Here is a 25,916-nt window from a genome sequence, read left to right on the forward strand (position 1 = left end):
TTTCCAATCTGCTTTTAAGTTTGAAGAAGGAAAATCGTATATCAGCTTTACTGATAGTTTAAGCGGTAAAAAAAGTATTGAAAAGGACAAATCACAAATGAAGCTAGGAGGAATATGTAGTTTACGGATGTACAGATATGAAGAGCGATGATAAAAATAACGTAAATCAGAAAAAATAATCGCAAAATAAGGAAAATTGAAAAATGAAATTGACAAGGGAATCATTTTAAACTATAATTGAATTGAAAAAAAGTGGATAGAGTGTCACTGATTCGATCAGGCATAACCGAAATCAAGTACTAAGAAGAGTACGTTGTTTTTGGTTATTTTTTTTGAAAGAAAGTGGGTGAGAATATGAGAGTTGTGAAATCTTTAAATAACAATATTATCTTAGCAGAGGACGCTAAGGGAAATGAAGTCGTGCTGTTTGGAACAGGTATTGGTTTTAAAAAAAAGAAAGGGGAAGAAATTCCCAGCCAAGCAATTCAAAAGAAATTCACCATTGAAAAAGAAAATCGATTATCCAAGATACTAAATACTATCTCCTCACAAACAATTGATATTACAGAAGATATTTTGACAATAGCGAATGATAAACTAGATAAAAAAATAAATGACATTGCAATTATTAGTATATCGGATCATATTCGGTATGCGATTGAACGAACAAAGCAAGGGATAGAAATAAAAAATCCTTTACAATGGGAAATTCCACATTTATATCCTAAAGAGCATGAAGTAGGAAAATTAGCTGTAGAATGGATTAGAGAACAATATGGCATCTCTTTGTTTGACTCTGAAGCTTCCTTTATTACCATGCACATTATCAATGCACAATACGAGAATAGTGATATGGATTATACGATGCGCTTAACAGAAACTATTAGTAAAATCATCAATATTGTCAATTATCACTATCATATTTCTATTAATGAGTTAGGGATTAATTATTCTCGATTTGTTACTCATTTACGATATTTTGTCATTCGGCAAAAAGAAAAAATAGATTCTGATGAAATACTAAATCAGGAATTATACCAAACTATCGTTACGAAACATAAAAAAAGCTTTGCCTGTGCTAAAAAAATAGCAGAATATTTATCTGATATATATAGCTGGCATGTTAGTGAAACAGAAATCATCTATTTAGTGTTACATATAGAACGATTAATTCAAGAAAGTAAATAGCTCTCTTTTAACGAGGAGTGTCACTGATTCGATCAGGCACCACCCGAATATTTGGAGGAACAACGGCCGTGTTCCTCCAAATGTTTAGGTGGTTTTTTTGATAAATTTTGAAAGAAGGAGTGAAATGTATGGATCAGAAAAAGGTAGCTTTAGATGTTCTAAAGAACCTTGGCGGGAAAGAAAATATTGTAGAAGCATGGCATTGTATTACACGGTTGCGTTTTCAAGTAAAAGATAAGACTAAGGTGAATGTTTCTGCTATTAAGAAAATTGATGGGGCGATTGATGCTCAATTTGCAGGAGAGCAATTCCAAATTGTTATTGGCAATCAAGTGATTAAAGTTTACGATGCTTTGATGGAAGAAATAGGTGGAGCGGTAAAAGGAAACCCGACAAATAAAATGAAACAAAAGCCTTTAGAAAGCTTAATGGATGCTATCGCAGGTATTTTTACACCGATTTTACCAGCAATTATTGGAGCGGGTTTAATTAAGGGGATCATGGCGGCGTTAACAGCATTTAGCTGGATTGATGTAACTGGAAATGAATATTTTATCTTAAATATGATTTCTGATGCGGCCTTTTATTTTCTGCCATTTTTAGTAGCGAATTCAGCAGCTAAGAAGTTTAAGGTTAATGAATATTTATCCCTGGCGTTAGCTGGTGTCCTACTATATCCAGCATTTATAGAGCTAGTAGGAGAAGTAACATCGCTTTCCTTTTTAGGAATTCCTGTTCAGGTATTAAATTATAGTTCTTCAGTAATACCAATCATTTTAAGTGTTTGGCTGATGAGCTATGTCTACAAATTAGTGGATCGTTTTATCCCTGCTGTTGTAAAAATTATCTTTACACCGTTACTAGTGCTCCTTATTATGGCGCCTATATCATTAATTGCAATAGCTCCACTTGGCAATATGGTGGGTGTTTTATTAGAAAGATTCTTTGCAATGCTATTTGAAACGGTAGGACCATTAGCAGGCGTATTGATGGGAGGGTTGTTATCCGTTATTGTTATCACAGGTATGCAGCATACCTTTACACCTTCTACATTATCAAATTTGGGAAGTGTAGGCTATGATACGGTTCTATTGCCGATGAGCTTAGTGTCTAATTTAGGACAATGTGGTGCCACCCTAGCTGTTGCAATCAAAGCAAAAAATGCTAAAACAAAATCAGTCGCTTATTCTGCTGCTATTTCTGCTGTTTTTGGAATTACAGAGCCAGCCATTTATGGTGTCACCTTACGCTATAAAAAACCGTTTTATGCAGCGCTTGTCGGCGGGGCCGTCGGTGGGGGAATATTTGGGTTGTTTACTGTAAAGGCTTTTGCTTTTGGGATTCCTGGAATCACAGCTATTCCTTCCTATATTGAACAAGGAACAAGTAATTTTATGTGGGCAATCATTGGTATGGTTGCTAGCTTTGTCGTTAGCTTTGTAGGAACAATGTTATTAAAATGGGATGAGGAAGAAGAGGTTGAGGAAGAAATATCAACTGCTGAGTCTGTGTCGAGCGGTGTTGTTATAACTTCGCCTTTAAAAGGCACAGTAATTCCCTTATCAGAAGTAGAAGACGATATATTTGCGAAAGAAGTAGTTGGTAAAGGGGTGGCTATTATTCCTGAAAGCAATCAGGTTATTGCTCCTTTTAATGGGGTCGTAACGATGGTGACACCAACAAATCATGCGATTGGTATTACGTCTAATGAAGGAGTCGAGCTGCTTGTTCATATCGGATTAGAAACAGTGTCTTTGGAAGGTGAAGGCTTCACTTTACATGTAAAAAAAGGACAACAAATCAAATCTGGAGAAATAATATTAACCTTTGACAAAGAAACTATTTTAAAGAAAGGAATTTCAATGATTACACCAATTGTTGTAACAAATGCGGCTAAAGATAATCAAACGCTTGTTACAAAAAAAGAAACGGTTTTAGTTGGTGACTATTTATTTGAAATTGAGTAGGTGAAGTATGAAGGGATCAGTATTTACAAAAGACTTTTTATGGGGTGGAGCGATTGCTGCCAACCAATATGAAGGCGGTTATTTAGAAGGGAAAAAAGGACTTGGCCCAATCGATTATTTACCAACAATTCAGGATGGTAGAATGGATGCGATGTATCATCCCGATATAACGAAAAAATTTCACTATTACCCTAGTCATAAAGCTGTAGAAGGATACTATCGCTATAAAGAAGATATCAAATTATTTGCTGAAATGGGTTTTAAATGTTTACGAATGTCTATTAGCTGGCCGCGTATTTTTCCTACAGGAGAAGAAGAGACACCGAATGAAGAAGGCTTACAATTTTATGATGCGGTTTTTACTGAATGTAAAAAGTACGACATTGAACCAGTGGTTACGTTGAATCATTTTGACACACCGATGGCCTTATATGAAAAATATAATGGGTGGGCTGATCGAAAATTGATTGATTTATTTGTAAAATATGCTGAAACGGTATTTACAAGATATAAGGATGTTGTCCGCTATTGGATGACGTTTAATGAGATAAATATTATGATGGTACTTCCTTTCATGGGAGGGAGTATGAAGATTGATGATGCTGAAAATCCATTACAATTACAATATCAAGCAGCGCACCACCAACTGGTAGCTTCAGCTAAAGCAACGAAAGTCGCACATGAAATCAATTCGAATAATCAGGTGGGGTGTATGTTAGCTGCGGGTGAAGCTTATCCAAATACGTGTAATCCTGAGGATATTTGGGAAGCAAAAATGACGGATAGAGAAGGCTTCTTCTTTATTGATGTTCAAGCACGAGGTAAATACCCCTCTTATAGCAAACGAGTATTTGAAGAGAATAACATCACATTGAATATTACTGCTGAGGATACCGAGATATTAAAGAATACAGTTGATTTTATTGGTTTCAGCTACTATTCTACAAAAGTGGTAACAGGGAATAAGGAATTAGATGCAGATACGACAGATGGGAATATTTTTGCAAGCTTAAGTAACCCATATTTACCTAAAACAGAATGGGGCTGGATTATTGATCCACTTGGCTTGCGCGTGACTATGAATACTATTTATGATCGTTATCAGCTTCCTCTGTTTGTTGTGGAAAACGGTTTGGGAGCTGTCGATCAGGTGGAAGAAGACCAAAGTATTCATGATCTGTATCGAATAGAGTATTTAAAAGAACACATTTTGGCAGTGGAGGAAGCCTTAAAGGATGGCGTAGAAGTTATGGGCTATACACCTTGGGGTTGTATTGATTTAATTAGTGCTGGTACTGGACAGATGAAAAAACGTTATGGATTCATCTATGTAGATTTAGATGATGAAGGAAAAGGAACGAGAAATCGGTTAAAAAAAGATTCTTTTTATTGGTATCAAGAGGTTATTAAATCCAATGGTGTAAGTTTGAAAGAATAAAGTTATACCAGGTAGAGTATAAATGAACGGCTTTATTATGTAATGAAAGTTTAAGGTGCAAAACTTTAAATGAAAAGGGAAATTACTTACTTCAATTATGTTTGATATAAAGAACTAGATAACTCCCTTTTTATTTTTGGGGTATGAGGTACTAGCTATACAATCAACAAAATGATCGACTGGTGCAAAGAAAATAATTCTCCGGAAATCAAGCAGTTAAGTACTGGGTATTTTGACGTACTAAAAAATCTTTTGATTTTGACGAATAAAGATGAGACGAAGAAAATTAAAACGGCTATTGAGGATTATGTGCTAACGGTGGACGAATGGTCAAATCAGATTCCGCTGCTGATTTTTCCAAAACAGGACTATCTTTTGCTAGACTATTTTATGGTTGACCTGAATATCAGTAAGAATACAGTAATGCCTATCCAAATTTTCCTAAGTAACAAGAAAATTGAAAGCACTATATTTTTTAAACTTGACCCCGAAATTCAAATGTGCAATAATGACTGGGAATTGAAAAAATGACAAAAGATTTGTTCGCCGGAACAAACTTATTGAAGTCAGAGAAACTAACCGTAGGCTTTTGTGGTTAGTTTGTCTGGCTTCTTTTGTTTTAGGAGGTAGGCGTATGTTAAACGAACAAGTAGAGAAGGAACAAGGACTCACCAATGAAGAAGTTAAGCTAAGATTAGAGAAGTTTGGGTACAATACAATCGAAAATCCCACTGGGAAAAGCTTTGTTGATTATTTGAAAGAATCCATGAAAGATATAACGGTTCTAATTTTAATTGTTGCAACATTTTTGTCCATTTATGTAGCGGTTCAAACGCACCCAGATGATTTTACCGAGCCGATCGTCATATTTTCCATAGTAGTTCTCAATGTCTATTTATCGATTCGGCAACAAAAAAATGCCGAAAAATCGATGAGTGAATTAAAAAAATTAAGCATACCAATAAGCAAAGTTTTTAGGAATGGAAAACTGCAAGAGATTGAAAGCTCTCAAATCGTTCCGGGAGATAGTATTCAACTGGAATTAGGAGATAGAATCCCAGCAGATGCCAAGCTTTTAACGAGTAGTAATTTTTTTGTCGATGAGTCATTTCTAACAGGTGAAAGTGAGCCAAGTGAAAAAAATCCGGACTATATTTCCACACCCGAAGATTCTTTAGGCGATCGAAAAGAGTTCGTTTTTTCCGGATCCCTGGTGGTTGCAGGAAAAGCAAAAGCTCAAGTCGAAAAAACAGGAAGCCATACAGAAATCGGTAAAATCTCTGCTATGTTAACTAGCGAAGTCCCTCATGTCGCGCCCTTACAAATAAAAATGCAAAAGCTTGGGAAAGTACTCGGGTTTATAGCGATTCTAGCGGGAATATTAGCAATTGTAATAGGTATTGTTAAAGGTTTGTCATTAGAGGTGAGTATTATGACGGCAATCTCAATGGCAGTTGCGGCCATTCCAGAAGTATTGCCAGTTGTAGTAACTATTTCTTTGGCTGTGGGTATGAGTAATATGGCTCTGAAAAAGACAATTGTTAGAACTCCTTCGACGGTTGAGACGGTTGGTAGTGTCTCAATCATTTGTTCGGACAAAACAGGAACGATCACAGAAAATAAAATGACCGTCAAAAAAATCAATGCTGTAAACGACCTATCTGAGACTGTTTTAGGAGTGACAAATGATCAGGAGAAAAATTTGCTATTCTTATTTTATCTTGCAAGTGCTATTGAAGAAGACTCAGTTGTTACAGCGAATCCAACAGAATTAGCAATCAAGAAGGCTATAGATTCTTCTTTTACAAAGGAAGAGCTGGCAGGATATACGGCAGAATTTGAACAAGTATGTGAAATCCCTTTCGATTCAAAAAGAAAAAGAATGACCGTTTTATACAGATTCAAGAATCGATATGTCTCTGTGACGAAAGGGGTATTTGATCGTTTACCTCTGAGCAACTCAAATCCGGAGTATTTAAAAAAGCATGACGAACTGGCTAATCAAGCCTATCGTGTATTAGGTGTCGCTTATAAATTATTTGATGCTGAACCGATTCGTTTTATAGAGGAGATCCTTGAGAATGAATTGGTGTTTGCCGGTTTTATCGGGCTTATTGATCCTGCTCGACCAGAAAGCCATCATGCCGTTTCTGTAGCAAAGCAAGCTGGGATCGAAACAGTCATGATCACAGGCGACCACTTGTTAACAGCCAAAAAAATTGCAGCAGATGTAGGGATTCTTTTCGAGGGGAAGAAAGCGATGACTGGTGCGGAATTAAGCCAATTGAGTGATCAGGACTTAGTGGATATGATCGACGACTATCGAGTATTTGCTCGAACTTCACCTGAAGATAAAATCAGGATTGTAAAAGCTTTCCAAAAAAATGATGAAATTGTCGCTATGACGGGTGATGGAGTGAACGATGCACCAGCTCTTAAAGCAGCAGATGTGGGGATTGCTATGGGTGGAGGAACAGAAGTAGCAAAAGAAGCAGCAGATATGGTTTTGGTGGACGATAACTTTGCGACCATTGTTCAAGCTATTGAAGAAGGACGACGTGTCTATAGTAATATTAGAAAATCATTGTACGCAATGCTGGGTTGTAATATTTCTGCACTGACCATTGTGCTGATTTCTTTAATTATCGGTTGGGGAGCTCCGGTTACCGCTATTCAATTGTTGATCATCAAGGTTGTTGCTGATGGCATACCAGGGATGAGCTTGAGCGTGGAACCTGTTGATAAAGATGTGATGAAACAGGCTCCTATTCATAAACATACGAGTATCTTTTCTCATGGTTTACTATACAAAATAATAGAAATCTCGGTTGTCTTTACGCTGGTTACTTTAGCCGCAATTTTGATTGGACGTATGCAGTCCGTTGAACTATCACGGACAATGACGTTTATAGTGCTGGGATTATCGACAATTATTCACATGTATAATTGTCGAAGTAAGGTCTCCATTTTTAAAATACGTTTCCGAAGTAATCCCCTATTAGTAGCAACAACTTTTATAGGAGCATTGCTGATCATTCTCTTAGTTACCATCCCAGTTACGCAAACTATTTTTGGTTTTGTAAGTATTGGATTCGCTGAGTGGCTGTGGGTGCTAGGACTATCTTTCATCCCATTAGTGTATATTGAGGTAAAAAAATATTTTCACCTGTTTTAAGTAAAAACGTTTATTCTACAGTTGGTATGAGTGTCATTTTTTATTTTTTCTATTGGGATCAATTGGTTAATTTGCTACTATACTAGAGGTTGCTTGAAGCTGCTGATGGAACAACGTTTATCCGGTTTTAAAGGGCTGAGGCATATTAATGTCACAGCCCTCTGTTTTTTCTCTTAGATAAAACGAGCTTTCGGTGGATTTTTTATCAGCTATCATGAAAGCAATACCAAAGAAGCGTTGACACAACATAAATGTCAGTATACAATACTTACATACCAAGAGAATGTAAGTAGGAGGATATGATGGCAAGAAACAAATATCCGGAAGTGACCGTGGATAAGATATTAGAAGTATCTGAACGACTATTTCTTGAGAAAGGGTATGACAACACGACGATCCAAGATATCGTTAATGGGTTGGAGGGGCTAACTAAGGGCGCTGTTTATCATCATTTCAAGTCGAAAGAGGAAATTATCGATGCTTTGGGTGATAAAATGTTCTTTGATAATAATCCTTTTGAACTAGTAAAAAAGCGTACTGACTTGAATGGGTTAGAGAAAATGCAATTGGCTATCAAGTTGAATCAATCCAATGAAAATCAAGTAGAAATAACGAATCAAGCTATCCCGATTTTGAAAAATCCTCATGTCTTAGCAAAAATGATCGATTCAAACCGTCGCATCTTGTATCCGTTCTGGATGGAATTAATTGAAGAGGGACAAAAAGATGGTTCTATTCAAACCAAGTACACAAAGGAATTAGCCGATTTTTTGACGTTTATAGATATGTGGTTTGTTCTGTCTTTGCCAACAGACAGTGCCGAGGATTTTCAGCGTAAATATCAATTTGTAGCAGAGATACTAGAGAAAATGGGCGTACCACTATATGATAAAGAGATGGAAAGCTTAATAAAATCGTTGCCTTATTTTTCTTAAACAGCATCAATTAAATTGTCTTTTACTAGACAATTTTTTATTCACTATATACATTCATTTGGTATGTATGTAAAAAAGAAGCCATTGAACAACAAGTATTTAGAACGAATAAATTAAAGGAGGAATCAACATGTCAAAACTCGATGATGCGATTTTTGTCTCAGGACTAAAGAAAAGCTATAAAAATAAGGAGGTATTGAAAGATGTCAGTTTTACTGTCCTGAGTGGAACGATATACGCTTTATTAGGCTCTAATGGTGCAGGAAAAACGACGATTGTTAAAATTCTTTCGACGTTGTTGAAACCAGACGATGGGAAAGTTGCGGTCAACGGTTTTGATCTCATCAAGCAAGCAGATAAGGTACGTGAGAGTATCAGTTTAACTGGCCAATTTGCGGCAGTTGATGAAGTGTTGACCGGGCGTGAAAATCTCAATCTGATAGGGCAACTAAGATATCTGCCAGACATGAAAAAGAAAACAGAGGAGTGGTTATCTCTTTTTAGCTTAGAGGATGCATCTGATGCCAAAGTATCGACCTATTCAGGAGGTATGCGCCGCAGATTGGATATAGCAATGAGTCTCGTAGGTAATCCCCAGGTCCTTTTCCTTGATGAACCTACCACAGGCCTGGACCCTCAAAATCGTATAGCGATGTGGGATTTAGTTAAAGAACTATCTGAAAGAGGAACGACCATATTTCTCACGACGCAATATCTGGAAGAAGCAGAATACCTTGCCGATACTGTTGCGATTCTTCATAAAGGGGAGATACTTGTAGAGGGCACGCCGCAATATTTGAAAGAAATAATGCCTAGTCGGGGAACGAAACTACATTTTAATAGTGAAGAGCATGCGCTAAAAGCAGTAAAAATTTTAAGTGAGAACGGTATTGATAGCGGAGATGTTGAACAAAACCTGCCTTCATTAGAAGATGTTTTCTTGGCCCTGATCACTGAAACAGAGGAGGAAATTCATGGATAAGTCAAAAAGAAATCTATTGTTCGATTCAATGATTATGTTTAAACGTTGCTTGCTCATCTCTCTGAGAAATCCTGAAACCATTTTAGTAGCAATACTAGTACCATTCATATTAATGCTGTTATTTGGCACTGTGTTCGGGAGCATAGCCAATATAGGGGGCTTTAACTACATCGATTTTATTGTGCCCGGCATTATTCTACAGAGTATTGGTCAATCTTCGCAATATTCCGCAATGAATGTTGCGGCAGATATGACAACAGGGATAAATGACCGCTTTCGTACAATGTCCATTTCAAAATCTGCTGTACTTATAGGGCATACAGGAGCTGGTGTTGTAAGGAATACAATCTCAACGATAATAATCATAGGTACTGCGTTTATTCTGGGCTTTAGACCACAAGCAAATGTTGGCAATTGGGCTGCCGTTATAGGACTTCTCATTTTAGTGAATATTACAGTTTCCTTGATTGGGGTATTATGCGGCTTGCTTTCGAAGTCGGTAGAAGGTGCCAGTAGTTTGATGTTGCCGCTCTTCATTTTACCTTTTATAAGTTCCGGCTTTGCGCCTGTCGATACGTTAAGCAGTAGTATTCGCTGGCTCGCAAAAATTCAACCCATGACACCGATTATTAATAGTATTAGATCTTTAACTTTGGATTTACCCTTAGAGAATAACCTAGTGTTGGCCTTTACTTGGTGTGTCGGTATTATCATCGCTGCATATTTTACTTCATTGCACCTTTATAAAAGCAAGGTGTCGTAGATAACTATAAAAGAATCTTTCCAGCACACCTTTAAAATAACCATATATTCTAAGCACGAAGAGGTTGGGACAGAAGCGGTTAGCTTCAAGCAATAAGACGGAATTCACGAAAATTGTTCCACAAATTTTTGCTGAATTTTGGCTTATTGTCGAAGAAGTTGCTTCTGACCCACCGTTTATTCGGATTTAGGCATGCTAAAAGTCCGGGAATTTATTTATGTTCCGGACTCATTTTTTATGTCATAAGAGGAATAAAAGATATTCAATAGGCTAGAAAGCTTAATTATTCAGGTATTTTATAGTTATCGATCGATTGCACTTGTTTCCGATAAGCGGCTGGAGAGGCATGAAACTCCTTTTTAAATGCGCGGTAAAAGCTAGTATAGTCTGAAAACCCATAGCTAGAAGCAAGTTCAAGCAAAGGAATCTTCGAGGGCAGACCTTCTTTGATTTTTTGCAGTCTCTTTTTAAGGATATATTGATGGACACTGAGCCCCATTTCATCATTGAAATGATGGGCGATATGGTATTTACTGACGTAAAAGACAGAGGCCAAGCGATCCAAAGAGAGGTTTTCCGATAGATGGACATCAATAAAATCACAGATACGCAAATACAAAGGTTTCTCTGTAGGGCTGGTTTCTTTCGAAAAAAGAAGCCGATTGATAAAGCTTAAAAAGTCCGCTATTTTGATTTGACGGGTCGTTTCTGAAAAAGCATGCTGATTATGTATTTCTTCCAATAATCCCAGCAGCTTCCAGTGAATTTCTTGAGAGACGATGTAATCCTCCCTGAAATGGCAGCATTGCTGCCTCGTTGCTAGTTGAAAACAGTAGTCTAAATCGGGATAGATATGAACCAGTTGTTTCATCAGCGGGCTACTAAGCCAAAAGACGATTCGTCGATAAGGGCGGTCAGTGGAGCGAGCAACTGACCAATGTTCGATTCCGGGTGGGATCAAGAGGAAATCCCCACTTTTCAGCAGAATTTTTTCTTCTTCAACCATGTACTCGATATCTCCTTCTAAGAAGAAATAACATTCATAGTAATTATGTTTGTGGGGCGAGACATACTTAAGGTCTGTATCGTTGTAATAGAAAATTTCGTATCGTTCATCCTCCATATATTGTCTGTGGGAAAATTCAGTAGAAAGATCTTTTTTCATGGAATCCCTCCTTGAGGAACTGGTTAGGTCGTATTTGACCGCTCCAATAGCCAATAGTTTCAGTCAGTCTCTATTTGTATGATAAACACAAAGCGCAACTTTTGCAATGTTTGAAACAATATTGGCTATTCGTTTTTGAAAAGGCTTTCTTATAATGAGAGTATAACGAGGTTAAAAAATGAACAGGAGGAGACAGATGGAAGAGATATTCAGCTTTTATGATAGCTCAAGCAAGTCACCGGAGGTACATATTCCTACAGCAGATAAAAAACAGCTCGTCAAAAACACACAGGAAGCACCTGTATGGATCCACTTTGGAGGTGGGAATCTCTATCGGGGCTTTCATGGAAAAATTGCGCAGGATCTGATTGAAGCCGGAGAGCTGACAAGCGGAGTGATCGTCTGTGAAACCTTTGATGAAGGGATCGTTGATGATTGCTATCAGCCTTATAATAATGATTTTGCTCAAGTGATCATGCATGAAAGTGGCGATCTGGATGTCAATCTTATCAATGCGACAGCGGCGAGCTACTATTGCCACCCGAATCGTTCGGAAAGCTTTGCCAAAGTCCTACAGATTTTTCAACAGCCGAGCGTGCAGTTTGTGACACTGACGATCACGGAGAAAGGCTATAACATCCGAGATAGTGCTGGAAACTATGCGCCGATCGTTCAGCAGGATCTGGCAAATGGTCCGGAGAACCCTCAACATACAGTCAGTATTTTGACAGCTTTGCTGTATGCACGATTCAAACAGGGCAAGCTGCCGATCGCAATGGTTTCTACAGATAATTTTTCTCAAAATGGTCAAAAATTCCAAACGAGTGTTTTGGCGATCGCCGAAGGTTGGCAACAAGCTGGGTGGGTGGAAGCAGGATTTATTGATTATCTATCAAATGATCAGCTCGTTAGCTTTCCTTGGACAATGATCGATCGCATAACTCCGAACCCTTCAGAAGCAGTAAAGGAGAAGCTGGAGGCTATCGGTTTCAGTGAAGTAGACCTTATCCAAACAGCTAAGCATACCAATATTGCCCTGTTTGCCAATACTGAGGCAACCCATTACCTTGTTATTGAGGATGCCTTTCCTAATGGACGTCCTGCGCTTGAAAAAGCTGGGGTGATTCTCACGGATCGAGAAACGGTCGACAAGGTGGATACGATGAAAGTCACAGCCTGTCTAAATCCATTGCACACAGCGCTGGCTATTTTTGGGTGTTTGTTAGGTAAAATGTCGATTGCAGAAGAAATGAGGGATAAAGCGCTAGTTAAGCTGATTGAAGGAATCGGCTACAGAGAAGGACTACCAGTCGTTGCAGACCCAGGTATTATTGATCCAAAGCAGTTCATCGATGAGGTGATTCATACACGGTTGGTCAATCCGATGATTCCCGATACACCGCAACGTATCGCTGCTGACACTTCTCAGAAGATAGGGATTCGCTATGGTGAAACAATCAAGAAATACGTTGCTTTGCCGGATAAGAGTGTCGAAGAACTGCACTATATCCCGTTGACGATTGCAGGCTGGTTGCGCTATTTGCTAGCTGTGGATGATCGAGGAGAGGCATTTACACCAAGTCCGGACCCATTGCTGGACGAATTACAGGAACAGCTAGCCAGAGTTACTATCGGTTTTACCGGAGATGTTAGACCTGCCGTTAGGCCGATTCTTCGCAACACACAAATCTTTGGCAGTGATTTATATGAAATCGGTTTGGGAGAAAAGGTGGAGCAATACTTTAAGGAAATGCTTCAGGGGCCTGGCGCAGTTCGAGCAACAGTAGAAAAATATGTCTGAAGAATGAACAAAAAAAGAAAAGTGGAGGCGGAAATAAATGGAAATGACTTTTAGATGGTATGGTAAAGAGTTTGATAAAATCCCGTTGGAGCATGTGCGTCAAATTCCGGGAATGAAGGGGATCGTAGGGACATTGTTCGATATCCCAGCTGGCGAGGTTTGGCCAAAGGCGCAAATCAAAGCGTTGAAAGAGGAAATCGAAGCGGCTGGTTTGACGTTAAAAGTGATTGAAAGTGTCAATATTCATGACGATATCAAAATCGGATTACCGAGTCGTGACCGTTATATTGAAAATTATAAGGAGACGATTCGCAATTTAGCAGAATATGGGATCGAAGTGATTTGCTATAATTTCATGCCAATATTTGACTGGATCAAAACAGATTTACACTATGTTCTGCCCGATGGGTCGGTCACTATGAGCTTTGAACGAGCAGGAATCGATAAGGCCCCGCAGGAAATCGTGAAAGAGGTCGAAGAAAGCAGCAGCGGATATGTTCTGCCGGGCTGGGAACCGGAACGTTTAGCCCAAGTAAAGGAATTATTCGAAGCGTATAAGGATGTCGATGATGAGAAGCTGAGAGAAAATCTGGCTTATTTCTTAAAGGCAATCATTCCAGTATGCGAAGAAGTGGGGATAAAAATGGCGATCCATCCCGATGATCCTCCGTATTCCATTTTTAATTTGCCGAGAATCGTTAAGAATCGAGATGATTTAGATTGGATCTGTACGGTGGCAGACAGCCCTTCTAACGGAATCACGCTGTGTACAGGAAGTATTGCAGAGGACCCAGAAAATAATGTCTATGATATTTTGGCAGAATTCACGAAGCGAGGTCGGATTCCTTTTGCTCATATCCGCAACATCAAATATATCAAAGATAAGGATTTTTACGAGTCGCCACATCTATCTTCCGAGGGTTCTCTTGATATGCATAAAGTATTGAAGGCGATGCATGATAATGGGTTTGACGGGTACATTCGTCCGGATCATGGACGGATGATTTGGGGTGAAACTGGGCGTCCCGGCTATGGGCTGTATGATCGAGCAATCGGTGCTTCCTACTTGCTTGGATTATGGGAGGCGCTAGAGAAAGAGTGAATAGGAACAGGATAGGGAATGAAGAGAAGAACATAGCAAGTTGAGAGGAGCAAGACTAGAGATGTTTTTAGACAAAAATTTCTTGGTTCCCGGAAAATGGGGGCAAAAACTATTTCATACCTATGCGAAGCAACAGCCAATCGTTGATTATCACTGCCATCTCGAAGCACAAACAATCTATGAGAACAAGCAGTATGAGAATTTGACTCAGCTATGGCTGAATGATCAAGGTGTAGGAGACCACTACAAATGGCGATTGATGCGAACCAATGGCGTTGTGGAAGAGCTGGTCAGTGGTAAGGGTGATGATTATCAGAAGTATCTTGCTTTTGTAGGAACGATGGAAAAAGCGATTGGTAACCCGATTTACGAATGGTCTCATTTAGAGTTGCGTCGCTATTTTGATATTGAGCTGACTATTAATCAGGAAAATGCACCTATGATTTGGGCGTTGGCAAATAAAAAAATTCGAACGAACGACTATCGTCCTCAGGAACTGATCAGGCTGATGAAGGTAAAAGCAATCTGTACGACAGATGATCCAGCTGATTCCTTAGAATATCATCGTAAATTAGCGAGTGAAGTCACTGATTTTAAAGTCTTACCGACGTTTCGACCGGACAAGATTTGGTCGATCGATCAGGTGGACTATCAGGAGTATCTTAAAAAGTTGGAACAGCTGACGGGGAGCCGATTGCATGATTTTGATTCGTTGAAGCGACTTTTGACGGAGCGCATCGATTATTTTGCGCAAGCAGGTTGTAGGTTAGCGGATCATGGGTTGAATCATTTTGTTTATGAAGCGGCCACCACTGAGGAGTTAGATGATATCCTACAGAAAGCACAACAAGGTTTTTGTGCATTTTCTCAGTTGGAAAAAAATCAATTTATTACAGCAATTCAGCTTCACTTGATGCGAGTCTATCTGGAACAAGGTTGGACGATGCAGATGCATTTGAACGCCTTTCGTGATGACTCAAGAAGACTAAAAGCTGAAATTGGTGCAAATGTTGGCGGAGACTCAATGGGCGATCAGCCGGCTTTAACAGCGAATGTGGTCAAACTGCTGGCAGTTGCGGAAGAAGGAAGCGGTGTGCCTAAGTTGATTTTGTATTCCCTAAATCCCAATGACTGGCTACCGCTGATTACTGCCGCACAAAGCTTTCAAGGAGGCGGTATGCAGCAGCGCATCCAGTTGGGGTGCGCGTGGTGGTTCAATGATACGTGTGAAGGAATGCGGGAACAATTGACAACAGTAGCGCAGCAAAGCTTGCTGGCGAACTTTACGGGAATGCTGACAGATTCCCGCAGCTTTTTAAGCTATCCAAGGCATGAGTACTTCAGAAGAGTTCTTTGTCAGTTGGTGGGAGAATGGGTGGAACAGGGCCGTTTACCAGAAGATGAGGCTTATCTCGGACAGATCATTGAAGATATTTGCTACAACAATGCAAAAAACTATTTTGGATTTTTCGACGAGTAGCATAAATAGGTGGAATAGTAACGACGAGCGTAGGATGTAACTTAAGTCCTACGCTCTATCTATGCAGAAACCTGCATAAACATTTCTGTTCCAACCTATTGCTTAAATGAAATCGGAAAGCAATTCGGCTTTTGCAGTTCTATTGTTACGAAATCTTTGAAGTATACGAAAAAGAACCACTGTTTGGTCGTGTTTAGCGTGTGACCAAATGTTCATTTGGCTATTGTCACATACTGTGCTTATTCACTGGATTTTAGAACCTTGAGTGAAAAAATCAGGAAACGTCTGAATAATTTTATCCTGCTCTTCGATGATCATATGGAGATGCATTGAGCTCAGAAAGCTGACCTCATTCAGCTTCTGTTTCATGATTGCCTGTAGCAGCTGCTCATGCTCTTCGATAATCCGCTCCCAACGAAGCTCGCTGACGTTCAAACGCAACCAGCGAAAACGATCCAGATGTGTAGAGAAGCTTTCCAACCACTCCCAAACTTCTGCTTTTCCGGCAATATCAAAGCAAGTTTTATGAAAGACATTATCTAAATGAAAGAATTTTCGTAAGTCCCTATTTTCAGCAGCAATCCGTGTGTCCTCGATGACATTCTCTAAAACCTGCCCCGCTTTTTCTGTCATACGAGCACTACATTCTACCAATACGGCTTTTTCTAATAACTTTCGACTGAAAGAAGCATGGGAAGCTGTTTCGATGTCTATTTTTGAGACGTAGGTCCCTGATTGCGGAACGGTATAGACTAGCTCTTGATTCCTTAATTGGATCAGCGCTTCACGAATAGGCGTTCGTCCAATATGAAGAGCATCCTCCAAGGCTTTTTCAGATATCTTACTTCCGGGCTCGATTTCAGCATAGATGATCTGTTTTCGAATGGCCTGAAAAGCTTGTTGCTGTAAATTACTGCTCATCTTACTGAATCCCCCTTTGATTGGTTAATAATGAAAAGTGCTATATCAATTCTTTATTTTATCCGATGAAACCCAAAAAATCAAAAGCATGTTTTATTGAAAAGTTGATAAAACAAGTATCTGAGCATTTCATTTTTTTATGCATAAACTGGTATATCAAAATAACAGTACTAATATATCATTGAATATGCTTTATTAGCAATGAAATCGGTAATTTTAAAAGAATATGAAGAACAAAAAACAGAATGTAGTAGATAAAAAATTGTTTAAAAGAATCTAATTCTACCTTTTCTTCTGAATTAAAAAGTTACTTGTCTATTTTTTTAGTAGAAAACCAGGTGGTTTTGGTCCAACTGATATGTAAGATTTCTTAATTAGTTTTTTCGATTTTATGGGAATTATTTCTCATTTGGAAATAAATAAAAGGGAATGAAAACCTTAATTATATTGGGTTATTTAAGAATGTTGATTTGTAGAGGGGGTATAAATTTTTTCATTAAAAACAAAAAAATAGGTTGAAAGTTATGATTGTAAGCGCTATAATTGACGAAACTAGTATATTAGTATATCAAAAAAGAGGCATTCTTCTGTTTCTAGGAGGTGAAAACTAGAAGAGGTATCATCATTATATTCTGGGAGGAAAAATCATGAGTGAAATTATTATTGGCTTTTTGTTGATTGCTTCATTCTTTTTTATGGTCTGGTATTGTGTTAAGGGATTCAATCTGATGATTGGCTTTATTATTATGGCAACATTGTGGACAGCCTTAGGTATTATAGGAAATTCTATTTCACCGAATCCCGCAATGGAGGGGATGCAGTTGGTAGACATCTTGACCTATGTCTTTGCGACGGGTCCGGCAGAATATGCGAAATCGATTTTAGTCAATGTATTCTTCGGAGCGTTCTTCGGACGGGTATTAGTGGAAACTGGTATTGCAGCTACGTTGATTCGGAAAGTAGTAGAGCTAGGTGGGGATAAACCAAGAATAACGATGGGGCTTTTATGTGTTGTTACGGCAATTATTTTTATGACAATGACTGGCATTGGTCCGGTTATCTCCATCGCGGTGATCGTTTTACCGATCATGCTTTCTCTGGGTATTCCTGCACCGGTAGCAATGTTCAGCTTTATGGGATCGATCATGGCGGGGATTTTCGCTAACATTGTCAATTTTCAACAGTACCAAACGATTTATGCGGGTTTCAATGAAGCCGCTGCTAGCTACACCTATAATGATTATTTCCAAATCGGAATCATTGGAATGGTCGTATCTCTAGTCGTTGTATTGGTGATTGCTAATCTTTCAATGAACAAGAAAAAAGCCTATTCCTGGGCTGCACAAAACAGTAATGAAGCAAAAGAAGATGCACCAGCTATTTCATGGCTGGCAGTAGTTTTGCCGGTTGTCGGCGTAGTTGCACTCCAACTGCCGATCATTCTAGGGTTTATTCTTTCAGCAATTTATGCAATGCTGACGACTGGTCAGCTGCGAGGCGGTTATTCAGAAATCTGTCGTAAATTTGCAAAATTGTTCACGGATGGTGCTATTGACGTAGCACCAATGGTTGGGTTCTTACTTTCATTAGCAATGTTCAATAATGCGGCAACTTTTGCTGCACCGTACTTTACAGCAATCATTGGAAATCTGATTCCGACTTCTGCTATAGTGCTGGCGCTGGCATTTGGTCTTTTAACGCCACTTGGATTTTTCCGTGGTCCGATGAATTTGGTTGGTTCCGGATCAGCGATTCTGGCCGTTGTTTTGGCTGCGAATCCAACGATGCCTGTTGCATTCCTGTATCCTTTGTTTGCGATTACTACAGTTGCACCACAGCATTTGGATATTACCCAATCTTGGGTAGCGTGGGGATTTGGTTATACAAAAGTTTCTTCAGGAGATTTTATGAAAAAATCAATTCCTGCAGGGTGGATTATCGGAATCATTATGTGTGCAATTGTCTATATACTTTATGGAAGCTTCGTTTAAACCAAAAAAGAAAACAAAGGGGATTTTTGTATGACACGTTCAGTAAGAATGGGCATCGACGTTGGCGGTACCCACACAAAAGCAGTTGCAATCGACAATGCAACCCATGAGATCATTGGAAAGTCATCTGTAAAGACAACCCATGATGACCAACGTGGGGTTGCAAAAGGTGTTGTCCAATCGTTTCAAAATTGCTTAACTGAAAATAATATCAGTCCGGATGATGTCGTTTTCGTTGCTCATTCCACCACTCAGGCGACCAATGCTTTGATCGAAGGCGATGTAGCCAAAGTAGGGGTGATCGGTATGTCTAAAGGAGGTCTGGAAGGTTTTCTGGCAAAACGACAAACGAAGCTGGACGATATTGATCTAGGTAATAACAAAAAAATAAAGATCGTAAACTCTTATATTCCTTTGAAACAATTGAGCGTTCCTAAAGTGGAGGAGACGATTCTGCAGTTGGAAAGCGATGGTGCTAAGGTGCTGGTTTCTTCAATGGCTTTTGGCGTAGACAATGGGGAGCCGGAAAAAATCGTTCACGAAGCAGCGGAAGAAAAAAAGATTCCGACTACGATGGCTTCGGACATTACCAAGCTTTATGGTCTGACTCGGCGAACAAGGACCGCAGCAATCAATGCATCGATCCTACCTAAGATGCTGGACACAGCAACCTCTACAGAAGGTTCGGTTAGAGAAGCAGGAGTCAATGTTCCGCTGATGATCATGCGGGGCGATGGTGGTGTAATGGAAATTACCGAAATGAAGAAGCGACCTGTGTTGACGATGCTTTCCGGACCAGCGGCTTCTGTCATGGGTTCCCTGATGTATTTACGAGCATCCAATGGTGTGTATTTTGAAGTAGGAGGAACAACAACCAATATTGGGGTTATCAAAAATGGCCGTCCGGCTATCGATTACTCAATAGTTGGTGGTCATCCTACCTATATTTCTTCTTTGGATGTGCGTGTTTTAGGGTGTGCTGGTGGCTCGATGGTTCGTGCAGACAAAAGCGGTGTAATTGACGTAGGTCCTCGTTCTGCCCATATTGCTGGATTGGACTATGCAGTCTTTACGGATGAAGAAAAAATGAAGAGCCCTCGAGTGGAATTCTTCTCACCGAAAGAAGGCGATCCGGCAGATTATGTGAAGGTCATCATGGAAGATGGTAGTGAAGTGACAATTACCAACTCATGTGCGGCGAATGTTCTTGGATTAGTCCAAGAAGAACATTTCTCTTATGGAAATGTTGAATCTGCCCGCAAAGCGTTACAGGCATTAGGTGATTATTGCGGAACAACGGCAGAGGAGATTGCTAAGCAGATTATGGAGCGGGCTTATGCAAAAATTGAACCGGTCATTCTAGAATTGGCTGAAAAATACAAGCTGGAAAAAGACCAGATCTCTTTGGTAGGAGTTGGTGGCGGTGCTGCATCGCTGATTATCTACTTTTCAGAAAAAATGGGCGTAAAGTATTCGATTCCGGAAAATGCCGAAGTTATTTCTTCTATCGGCGTTGCACTGGCAATGGTTCGAGATGTAGTAGAACGGATCATTCCCTCCCCAAGCACAGAAGACATTCGTTCCATTAAAAATGAAGCAATGAATAAAGCCGTAGAATCTGGGGCTACACCTGAATCAGTAGAAATCCACATAGAGATCGATCCGCAGACGTCCAAGGTTACGGCGATCGCTACTGGCTCAACGGAAGTTAAGGCGACGGATTTGACCAAAGAAGCAACAGCGGAAGAAGCGCTTGAACTAGCGGCAGAGGATATGCGTCTTGCGCTTGATCAAGTAGAGCTGCTGGCGAAAAATAAGTATTTTTATGTTATTGGCGAGAAGGGCTGCCAAAATACGTCCGGAGCAGTTCGGATCGTTGATAAAAAAGGTTTCATCAAAGTTCAACGAGGTCGGGGAATGTCTTCTGTTGTTCGGGCCGGGGAGTATCTGGAGGCGATGGCCGGTCTTTGGGATAGTATGGCGGTGTATCAGACAGAATTGATTGCCAGACCGGATTTCTACATGTGTGTGGGCGCTAGAGTCATCGACTTTTCCGCGACGGACTTTGACCAGTTGCAGCTTCTAACTGATTTAGAAGTTGGCACTCTTGATCCGGATGAAGAGGTGATCGTTGTTGCCGCCAATATCAAGCAAACCTAAATTATCAGAAATGATAGAAATATTGCGGGAGATTCCTGAAACGGTTTGGGGGAAGTTGCTGTTTCAACGGGATATTTTGTATCACAAGCTTTCGGAAGCGGAACAACTGGAAATGATTGTAGACTCTATCGCATGTGGGCGGCAGACAGCGGTCAAGCTTCGAAAGAAATATGGGCTGATTTCTCTTGAGGAAATTTTTATCAATGAGCAAGTGCAGTTGGTCTATCAGAAAGAAGAGCAAATTGGTAGCAGGGTTCTATTGGCTCTTTATCAAAGCCCTGGTGAGGTTACATTGATGCAGGATTCTATTCAAAAGATACAGGCTCAGACAGAAATCCCAAAGGAAATCCGTCGTTGCATTACGGAACTGATTTTGGCTCATGAGCTTTTCCATCATATTGAAAGCCATGATCCAAACATTTATACACAAAAGAAGCAAATCGTTTTATGGACATTTCTTTCTTATAAGTATCGCTCTGCTATTCGAACGACAAGTGAAATCGCTGCAATGTGTTTCAGTAAAGAATTGAATGGTGTGGATTTTCCGCCATTTCTGCTGGATATCTTGTTGGTTTATGCGTATGATGAACAACAAGCAATACAGATGTACGAAGAAATCGTCGAACTGAATTCGCAGCGTGAGTTCAAAAATAACTAAGCGTATCTAATCATTGAACCTGTGCCCCTAGCTTGAGTATAAACGTAAAGGATAGACCGTTTTATCGCAATCAAAGAAAGTCTGTTGAATATTATTTTAGCAGGCTTTTTTACTGTGGAGGAACCATAAACTATTGGAGGATGGAAATCAAATAGGACAAACTCTAAGCAAAATTTTAACTGGTTGTTCAAATTTAACAGGAACCAAATGAAACACTCATTCGTGAGAAGAAGCATTGGTATACCAGTTATACTTAGAAATATAACAGTAGATGGGCTTAAAGTGAGAAAAACCGTTCGAACGAAATGCGTCTTTTAAAAAAGAGGGAACGAATTTCTCGAACACGAAACGAGCTTTTCTTAATTCTGACTTTAAAATATGCTATTATTGAGGTATTGATTTAGTCACAGAGACAGTGAAGGAAAAGAGGTGAAATGAATATGTCAACAGAGAATCTCAAATCGCAAAGCTTTCAACAAATCCGGCGACAAATCATTTTTTGTGAACTAGAGCCGGGAGTCAAAATTTCAGAGAAAGAACTGGAAAAACAGACAGGCATCGGCCGAACACCGATTCGAGAAGCGCTCATCCAACTGAGAAATGAAAAACTGGTGTACACGATTCCGCAAAGCGGTACGTATGTTTCATTGGTCGATATGTGCTCCGCTGCCAATGCGCTATTTGCTCGGGAAACAATTGAAAAGGAAGTTATGCAGGAATGTGGGGTCAAACTAACCGCTATGGGAGAGAAACAGTTGGAGATCATTCTGGCTGAATTGAATCGAGCTTTGCAGATGGGCAACATGAAAAAATATTTTGAGATGGACAATGCGTTTTATAAAACGTGCTATGAAATAGCCGGGAGAGCAGAAATCTGGCATTGGCTAGATGCCAGCAACACCCATTTTGAACGTTATCGCTGGTTGCGTCTGCAGGTTCCTAAGCTAAAATGGCGGAAAATTACTGAAGATTATGATGACCTATTCAACGCACTGACCAGTCGCAATTTGTCGGAGGTCTCCTTCTTGACCACTATGCATTTACACCTGACAATAGAAGAGAAATCGTTGGTTCTTCAGAAATTTTCAGATTACTTTACAGCGGATTCTTTTTTTGATTAAAAGAGTTCGCTCTTTTTTGATTGAACTAAGGGTAATGACCTGGTATGAGGTATTGCCGAGATTCTTCGAGTAAAGCTGGGGGAATGCTAGAAAGAAACCACAGCTTATGTGGTGCATAAGCGAGGCTTTATGGCAATAAGGTCCATCAAAACGCATTAACTAATCGAAAAAGGCCCACCATTCTTTTTTAGGAAAAGAAATGGCGAGCCTTTATTTTGTTTTTGTATTATGAGAGATAACTAATTGAAATAAGATAGCTCGAAAAGAACTATTAGTAGCTCTCTTCAACTGAAAATGGCTGAAGTTTACAGGTCTTCATATCTATAAAAGAATAGAACTCACGAGCAGCGGGGTTCTTTCCGCCGGCCGTTTCCCCATTTTTTGCATCTTCGGCCGTTTCCCATTCCACTAAATCGACCCAATTATCACCGTCACGAAGCACTTTCCATGAAATAAATCCTTTTTGTTTTGACAATACCTCATCATTGCATCTTTTGGAAGCAAGTAAAAATTCTTCTATCGACACATTTTCTTTAAGCTTATACGTGATAAACCAAATAGCCTTAGACATTGTACAATCTCCTTTTCTATAATTTATTTTTCTTTGTAATTTGAGTATAGCAATCATAATGTGACAACAGTGTGTCGCATTATAAATATTTTTTTGAAATAGTTTGTGCTTCATTTTTTATGATATTTCGAATATGTTCCGGCTCTAGCACTTCAGCGTATTTTCCAAACGATAAAATGAACCCATATAGCCAATTGTTCTCCGGCCAAGAGACGGTCACGATAAAGCTGCCATCTGATTGTTTTTCTATCATACTCTCATGAAAGTCATCAAATACTCGGAAGGCTCTTTCCGGTTCCACACGAAGCTTGATGTTAACGACATTTGGTTCCTCGGGGGTGCATATTTCAGGTTTTGTCAATATGGGCAGTGGCTCGCGTTCCGCAAAGCTTTCATTCGTTACAACAAGGTTCTTGATTCGTGCTATTTTGAATGTTCTCATGTCCTGTTTAGCTAAGGAAAAGCCTTTTAGGTACCAGGCCTTGGATTTGAACCAAACCTGTATAGGTTCCACACGGCGAAAGGATTTATCGCCTGCTTGATTGTAGTAATCAAATTCAATGATCCGTCGTTCTAATATAGCGGTCTTGAAGTCATTAAAAAAATCATTTTCATGACTCCAGTCCGAAAAATCTACATCCATCCAGTTGGTCATAGTTTTGTTGAATCGTGTGGACAATTTTTGCAACACTTGGTCAGTATCGTTTGTTTTAATACTGGATAACCCATAGAGTGCAGATAAAATCTCTGTTTGTTCCCTTTCGTTCAGCAGCGATTTATTCAAGATAAAATTAGGTAAAAGACTGATACCACCGCCCTTTCCTCTTTTCGTATAGACAGGAATCCCTGCTGAGCTTAAGGCATCTATATCACGGCAAATGGTTCGTCTTGAAACACCGAAGTGTTCAGTCAATTCTTTGGCAGTCACACTTTTCTTGTCCAAGAGGATATAAACTATTTCAAATAGCCTGTTTATCTGCATGTTCATCACCTGTCATCACTTTTTTATTCTTTAAATATACTATATCACAATCACAGGATAGCTAGATATCGCATAAAGGTATTCGTTGGAAGTAGAAAACGAGAAGGGAGATCAACGGTAAGATTAGAAGCTATGTATGATTTTGGTTCCTTTCAATCGTAGATTCCTCTTTTTGGGGCACAAAAGGGTGCTGGCGCAGAACCAAGAAAAGAGAACAACTAAGCTTTGTAGCTCGGCCGTTCTCTTTTTCTTGTTCATGCAACAATTTACGCCCACGAGTTTCTTTTGTTGCAGTTCTCGAAGTACACGGAAATTGTTCCGCTGTTTATCTGGATTTAAGGAGGATAGTATACGATTGTCTCACTCCGTCTATAAAATTATTAAAGTATGTCACTGCTATGTTGATTGGGGAAGAGATGCAGTTGAATGTCAACATACTAGTTTCTTTCTATAAATATTTGGGGTAAATAGTGATTATCTAGATATGTGAACTGAGATTAGAGTTTGGGACAGAAGTTACTTCTGTTCTCCGTTCATTTCTTGATCTAAAGAACAATGTTTAGCTTGCTAAAACGATTCGGTTCATTGTATCGGTAATACAGGTTTGAAGCGAAATGCGTTCTCCGCCCGCTTCAATAACTCTTGACCAAGTATTGTCGTTAGGGTCATGGGCATTGATGCCATCATCGTAGACATCGATCACTTCATAGACGGAATAGGTACGAGTATTCCCTTGTCCATCGACTACGGTAATCGGTGTCCCCACTGTGATGTTCATTACTGCTGCGAAGTCGCCTGGATTATGTCCGATAAAGTGGGTAGGTGCGCCATCATTGACCGCCCCTGTACCTGTCCAAGTTCCAGCACCGCTAGCAGGTGCAGCACTGGCACCATTATAATTGATAAAAGGAATCGTTACTCCTAAGAAGCTGATCGTAGCATTTTGTTGTGGAACGACTGGTTCAGGTTCTGGTTGTGGAATGGTCAAAGGTGCTTCTTCAACCAATACAGGTTCACTTTCTACAGGTGTACTGTCCAATGTTGGTTCTGCGTATTCGACTGTGTCTTGAATCTCTTCAGTGACTGGAACTTCTGTTTCAACAGGTTCTGGCTCAACGACAGTAGGCGCTACGCTTGAGGTGGTTTCTTTGTCTGGAGCAATAGTGACTGTTCTTGTTTTAGACGTTTTGTTACCGCTGCTGTCTGTGACAGAGTAAATCAATTCATATTTTCCAGCCGTATCTTTCTTTAAATTACTGTTCAGTGTTATTTTTTCTGTCAGATTCCCATCTATGTTATCAAAAGCTTGAACCTTTTCTAAGGGATCAAAATCTTTTGCTTCTTTCAGTGTCAAGGTGCAGTCTGCAACATGCTCGATTTTAGGGGGAATTGTATCTTTTACTGCTGCACTGGAATGGTCATCTTGGGTTATAAATCCTAAAAAAGTCAGTGAGGACAACAAACCAACAGAAAAAAGTATCGTTTTTTTTAGCGTATTCATCGTAAACACTCCCTT

20 protein-coding genes are annotated in these 25,916 nt (G+C 39.6%); 15 read left to right on the forward strand and 5 right to left on the reverse strand.

Going from position 1 to position 25,916, the window contains the following annotated elements; all coding sequences use genetic code 11:
- Positions 1 to 354: 354 nt before the first annotated feature.
- The 8 genes from A5888_RS14890 to A5888_RS14925 all read left to right on the forward strand — a co-directional run bounded on the left by A5888_RS14890 (position 355) and on the right by A5888_RS14925 (position 10,448).
- The gene (locus A5888_RS14890) at positions 355 to 1,188 is read left to right on the forward strand and encodes a PRD domain-containing protein (RefSeq protein WP_086348809.1); all 834 of its coding nucleotides are present in this window, start codon (positions 355 to 357) and stop codon (positions 1,186 to 1,188) included.
- A gap of 128 nt (positions 1,189 to 1,316) precedes the next feature.
- On the forward strand, positions 1,317 to 3,155 hold the full coding sequence (locus A5888_RS14895; RefSeq protein WP_086348810.1) for a beta-glucoside-specific PTS transporter subunit IIABC: 1,839 nt from the start codon (positions 1,317 to 1,319) through the stop codon (positions 3,153 to 3,155).
- A 7-nt stretch (positions 3,156 to 3,162) separates the two neighbouring features.
- Positions 3,163 to 4,593 carry a 6-phospho-beta-glucosidase gene (ascB, locus tag A5888_RS14900; RefSeq protein ID WP_086348811.1) on the forward strand — a complete coding sequence of 477 codons (1,431 nt, stop codon included), beginning with the start codon at positions 3,163 to 3,165 and terminating at the stop codon, positions 4,591 to 4,593.
- A gap of 171 nt (positions 4,594 to 4,764) precedes the next feature.
- A complete protein-coding gene (locus A5888_RS14905; RefSeq protein ID WP_086348812.1) occupies positions 4,765 to 5,124 on the forward strand; it encodes a hypothetical protein in 360 nt (119 codons plus the stop codon).
- Positions 5,125 to 5,227: 103 nt separating this feature from the next.
- Entirely contained in the window at positions 5,228 to 7,768 is a 2,541-nt protein-coding gene (locus tag A5888_RS14910) for a cation-translocating P-type ATPase (RefSeq protein WP_339101667.1), read from the forward strand.
- Positions 7,769 to 8,070: 302 nt separating this feature from the next.
- Positions 8,071 to 8,703 carry a TetR/AcrR family transcriptional regulator gene (locus A5888_RS14915; protein ID WP_086348816.1) on the forward strand — a complete coding sequence of 211 codons (633 nt, stop codon included), beginning with the start codon at positions 8,071 to 8,073 and terminating at the stop codon, positions 8,701 to 8,703.
- A gap of 130 nt (positions 8,704 to 8,833) precedes the next feature.
- Positions 8,834 to 9,685, forward strand: coding sequence for an ATP-binding cassette domain-containing protein (locus A5888_RS14920; RefSeq protein WP_086348814.1), 852 nt, complete (start codon positions 8,834 to 8,836; stop codon positions 9,683 to 9,685).
- On the forward strand, positions 9,678 to 10,448 hold the full coding sequence (locus A5888_RS14925; protein ID WP_086348815.1) for an ABC transporter permease: 771 nt from the start codon (positions 9,678 to 9,680) through the stop codon (positions 10,446 to 10,448). The genes A5888_RS14920 and A5888_RS14925 overlap by 8 nt, the downstream gene beginning before the upstream one ends.
- Positions 10,449 to 10,731: 283 nt before the next feature.
- Here the strand turns inward: A5888_RS14925 and A5888_RS14930 are convergent, their stop codons facing one another.
- Positions 10,732 to 11,613 (reverse strand): AraC family transcriptional regulator, encoded by an 882-nt coding sequence (locus tag A5888_RS14930; protein ID WP_086348817.1) that lies wholly within the window; start codon positions 11,611 to 11,613, stop codon positions 10,732 to 10,734.
- Positions 11,614 to 11,809: 196 nt separating this feature from the next.
- On the opposite strand from A5888_RS14930, the gene A5888_RS14935 reads away from it, so the two are divergent.
- The 3 genes from A5888_RS14935 (at position 11,810) to uxaC (ending at position 15,996) form a co-directional block, all read left to right on the forward strand.
- The gene (locus A5888_RS14935) at positions 11,810 to 13,414 is read left to right on the forward strand and encodes a mannitol dehydrogenase family protein (protein WP_086348818.1); all 1,605 of its coding nucleotides are present in this window, start codon (positions 11,810 to 11,812) and stop codon (positions 13,412 to 13,414) included.
- Positions 13,415 to 13,451: 37 nt separating this feature from the next.
- Positions 13,452 to 14,516: a mannonate dehydratase gene (gene uxuA / locus A5888_RS14940; RefSeq protein WP_086348819.1), complete on the forward strand. Its 1,065-nt coding sequence runs from the start codon at positions 13,452 to 13,454 to the stop codon at positions 14,514 to 14,516.
- Positions 14,517 to 14,577: 61 nt separating this feature from the next.
- Positions 14,578 to 15,996, forward strand: coding sequence for a glucuronate isomerase (gene uxaC, locus A5888_RS14945; protein WP_086348820.1), 1,419 nt, complete (start codon positions 14,578 to 14,580; stop codon positions 15,994 to 15,996).
- A 243-nt stretch (positions 15,997 to 16,239) separates the two neighbouring features.
- Here the strand turns inward: uxaC and A5888_RS14950 are convergent, their stop codons facing one another.
- A complete protein-coding gene (locus tag A5888_RS14950; protein ID WP_086348821.1) occupies positions 16,240 to 16,917 on the reverse strand; it encodes a GntR family transcriptional regulator in 678 nt (225 codons plus the stop codon).
- A 647-nt stretch (positions 16,918 to 17,564) separates the two neighbouring features.
- On the opposite strand from A5888_RS14950, the gene A5888_RS14955 reads away from it, so the two are divergent.
- The 4 genes from A5888_RS14955 to A5888_RS14970 all read left to right on the forward strand — a co-directional run bounded on the left by A5888_RS14955 (position 17,565) and on the right by A5888_RS14970 (position 22,847).
- Positions 17,565 to 18,908: a citrate transporter gene (locus A5888_RS14955; RefSeq protein WP_086348822.1), complete on the forward strand. Its 1,344-nt coding sequence runs from the start codon at positions 17,565 to 17,567 to the stop codon at positions 18,906 to 18,908.
- Positions 18,909 to 18,938: 30 nt separating this feature from the next.
- Positions 18,939 to 21,068, forward strand: a complete 2,130-nt coding sequence (locus A5888_RS14960) for a hydantoinase/oxoprolinase family protein (protein WP_086348823.1) — start codon at positions 18,939 to 18,941, stop codon at positions 21,066 to 21,068.
- Complete coding sequence (locus A5888_RS14965; RefSeq protein WP_139843844.1) at positions 21,043 to 21,726, forward strand: hypothetical protein; 684 nt, start codon at positions 21,043 to 21,045, stop codon at positions 21,724 to 21,726. Before A5888_RS14960 ends, A5888_RS14965 begins: the two co-directional genes overlap by 26 nt.
- 440 nt (positions 21,727 to 22,166) lie before the next feature.
- Positions 22,167 to 22,847 (forward strand): GntR family transcriptional regulator, encoded by a 681-nt coding sequence (locus tag A5888_RS14970; protein WP_086348825.1) that lies wholly within the window; start codon positions 22,167 to 22,169, stop codon positions 22,845 to 22,847.
- Positions 22,848 to 23,118: 271 nt separating this feature from the next.
- Here the strand turns inward: A5888_RS14970 and A5888_RS14975 are convergent, their stop codons facing one another.
- The 3 genes from A5888_RS14975 to A5888_RS14985 form a co-directional block, all read right to left on the reverse strand.
- A complete protein-coding gene (locus A5888_RS14975; protein ID WP_086348826.1) occupies positions 23,119 to 23,418 on the reverse strand; it encodes a hypothetical protein in 300 nt (99 codons plus the stop codon).
- A 79-nt stretch (positions 23,419 to 23,497) separates the two neighbouring features.
- On the reverse strand, positions 23,498 to 24,400 hold the full coding sequence (locus A5888_RS14980; protein WP_086348827.1) for a helix-turn-helix transcriptional regulator: 903 nt from the start codon (positions 24,398 to 24,400) through the stop codon (positions 23,498 to 23,500).
- A 559-nt stretch (positions 24,401 to 24,959) separates the two neighbouring features.
- On the reverse strand, positions 24,960 to 25,901 hold the full coding sequence (locus tag A5888_RS14985; protein ID WP_086348828.1) for an immunoglobulin-like domain-containing protein: 942 nt from the start codon (positions 25,899 to 25,901) through the stop codon (positions 24,960 to 24,962).
- Positions 25,902 to 25,916 lie beyond the last annotated feature (15 nt).

Source organism: Enterococcus sp. 9E7_DIV0242, from assembly GCF_002140975.2.
Taxonomy (GTDB): domain Bacteria; phylum Bacillota; class Bacilli; order Lactobacillales; family Enterococcaceae; genus Enterococcus_L; species Enterococcus_L clewellii.

Coding starts and splice junctions, on each gene's coding strand:
- A5888_RS14960 (WP_086348823.1), top strand. CDS start 18,939: ATGACACGTTCAGTAAGAATGGGCATCGACGTTGGCGGTACCCACACA.
- A5888_RS14895 (WP_086348810.1), top strand. CDS start 1,317: ATGGATCAGAAAAAGGTAGCTTTAGATGTTCTAAAGAACCTTGGCGGG.
- A5888_RS14930 (WP_086348817.1), bottom strand. CDS start 11,613: ATGAAAAAAGATCTTTCTACTGAATTTTCCCACAGACAATATATGGAG.
- A5888_RS14935 (WP_086348818.1), top strand. CDS start 11,810: ATGGAAGAGATATTCAGCTTTTATGATAGCTCAAGCAAGTCACCGGAG.
- A5888_RS14975 (WP_086348826.1), bottom strand. CDS start 23,418: ATGTCTAAGGCTATTTGGTTTATCACGTATAAGCTTAAAGAAAATGTG.
- A5888_RS14955 (WP_086348822.1), top strand. CDS start 17,565: ATGAGTGAAATTATTATTGGCTTTTTGTTGATTGCTTCATTCTTTTTT.
- A5888_RS14925 (WP_086348815.1), top strand. CDS start 9,678: ATGGATAAGTCAAAAAGAAATCTATTGTTCGATTCAATGATTATGTTT.
- A5888_RS14980 (WP_086348827.1), bottom strand. CDS start 24,400: ATGCAGATAAACAGGCTATTTGAAATAGTTTATATCCTCTTGGACAAG.
- uxuA (WP_086348819.1), top strand. CDS start 13,452: ATGGAAATGACTTTTAGATGGTATGGTAAAGAGTTTGATAAAATCCCG.
- uxaC (WP_086348820.1), top strand. CDS start 14,578: ATGTTTTTAGACAAAAATTTCTTGGTTCCCGGAAAATGGGGGCAAAAA.
- A5888_RS14910 (WP_339101667.1), top strand. CDS start 5,228: ATGTTAAACGAACAAGTAGAGAAGGAACAAGGACTCACCAATGAAGAA.
- A5888_RS14950 (WP_086348821.1), bottom strand. CDS start 16,917: ATGAGCAGTAATTTACAGCAACAAGCTTTTCAGGCCATTCGAAAACAG.
- A5888_RS14985 (WP_086348828.1), bottom strand. CDS start 25,901: ATGAATACGCTAAAAAAAACGATACTTTTTTCTGTTGGTTTGTTGTCC.
- A5888_RS14970 (WP_086348825.1), top strand. CDS start 22,167: ATGTCAACAGAGAATCTCAAATCGCAAAGCTTTCAACAAATCCGGCGA.
- ascB (WP_086348811.1), top strand. CDS start 3,163: ATGAAGGGATCAGTATTTACAAAAGACTTTTTATGGGGTGGAGCGATT.
- A5888_RS14890 (WP_086348809.1), top strand. CDS start 355: ATGAGAGTTGTGAAATCTTTAAATAACAATATTATCTTAGCAGAGGAC.
- A5888_RS14905 (WP_086348812.1), top strand. CDS start 4,765: ATGATCGACTGGTGCAAAGAAAATAATTCTCCGGAAATCAAGCAGTTA.
- A5888_RS14915 (WP_086348816.1), top strand. CDS start 8,071: ATGGCAAGAAACAAATATCCGGAAGTGACCGTGGATAAGATATTAGAA.
- A5888_RS14920 (WP_086348814.1), top strand. CDS start 8,834: ATGTCAAAACTCGATGATGCGATTTTTGTCTCAGGACTAAAGAAAAGC.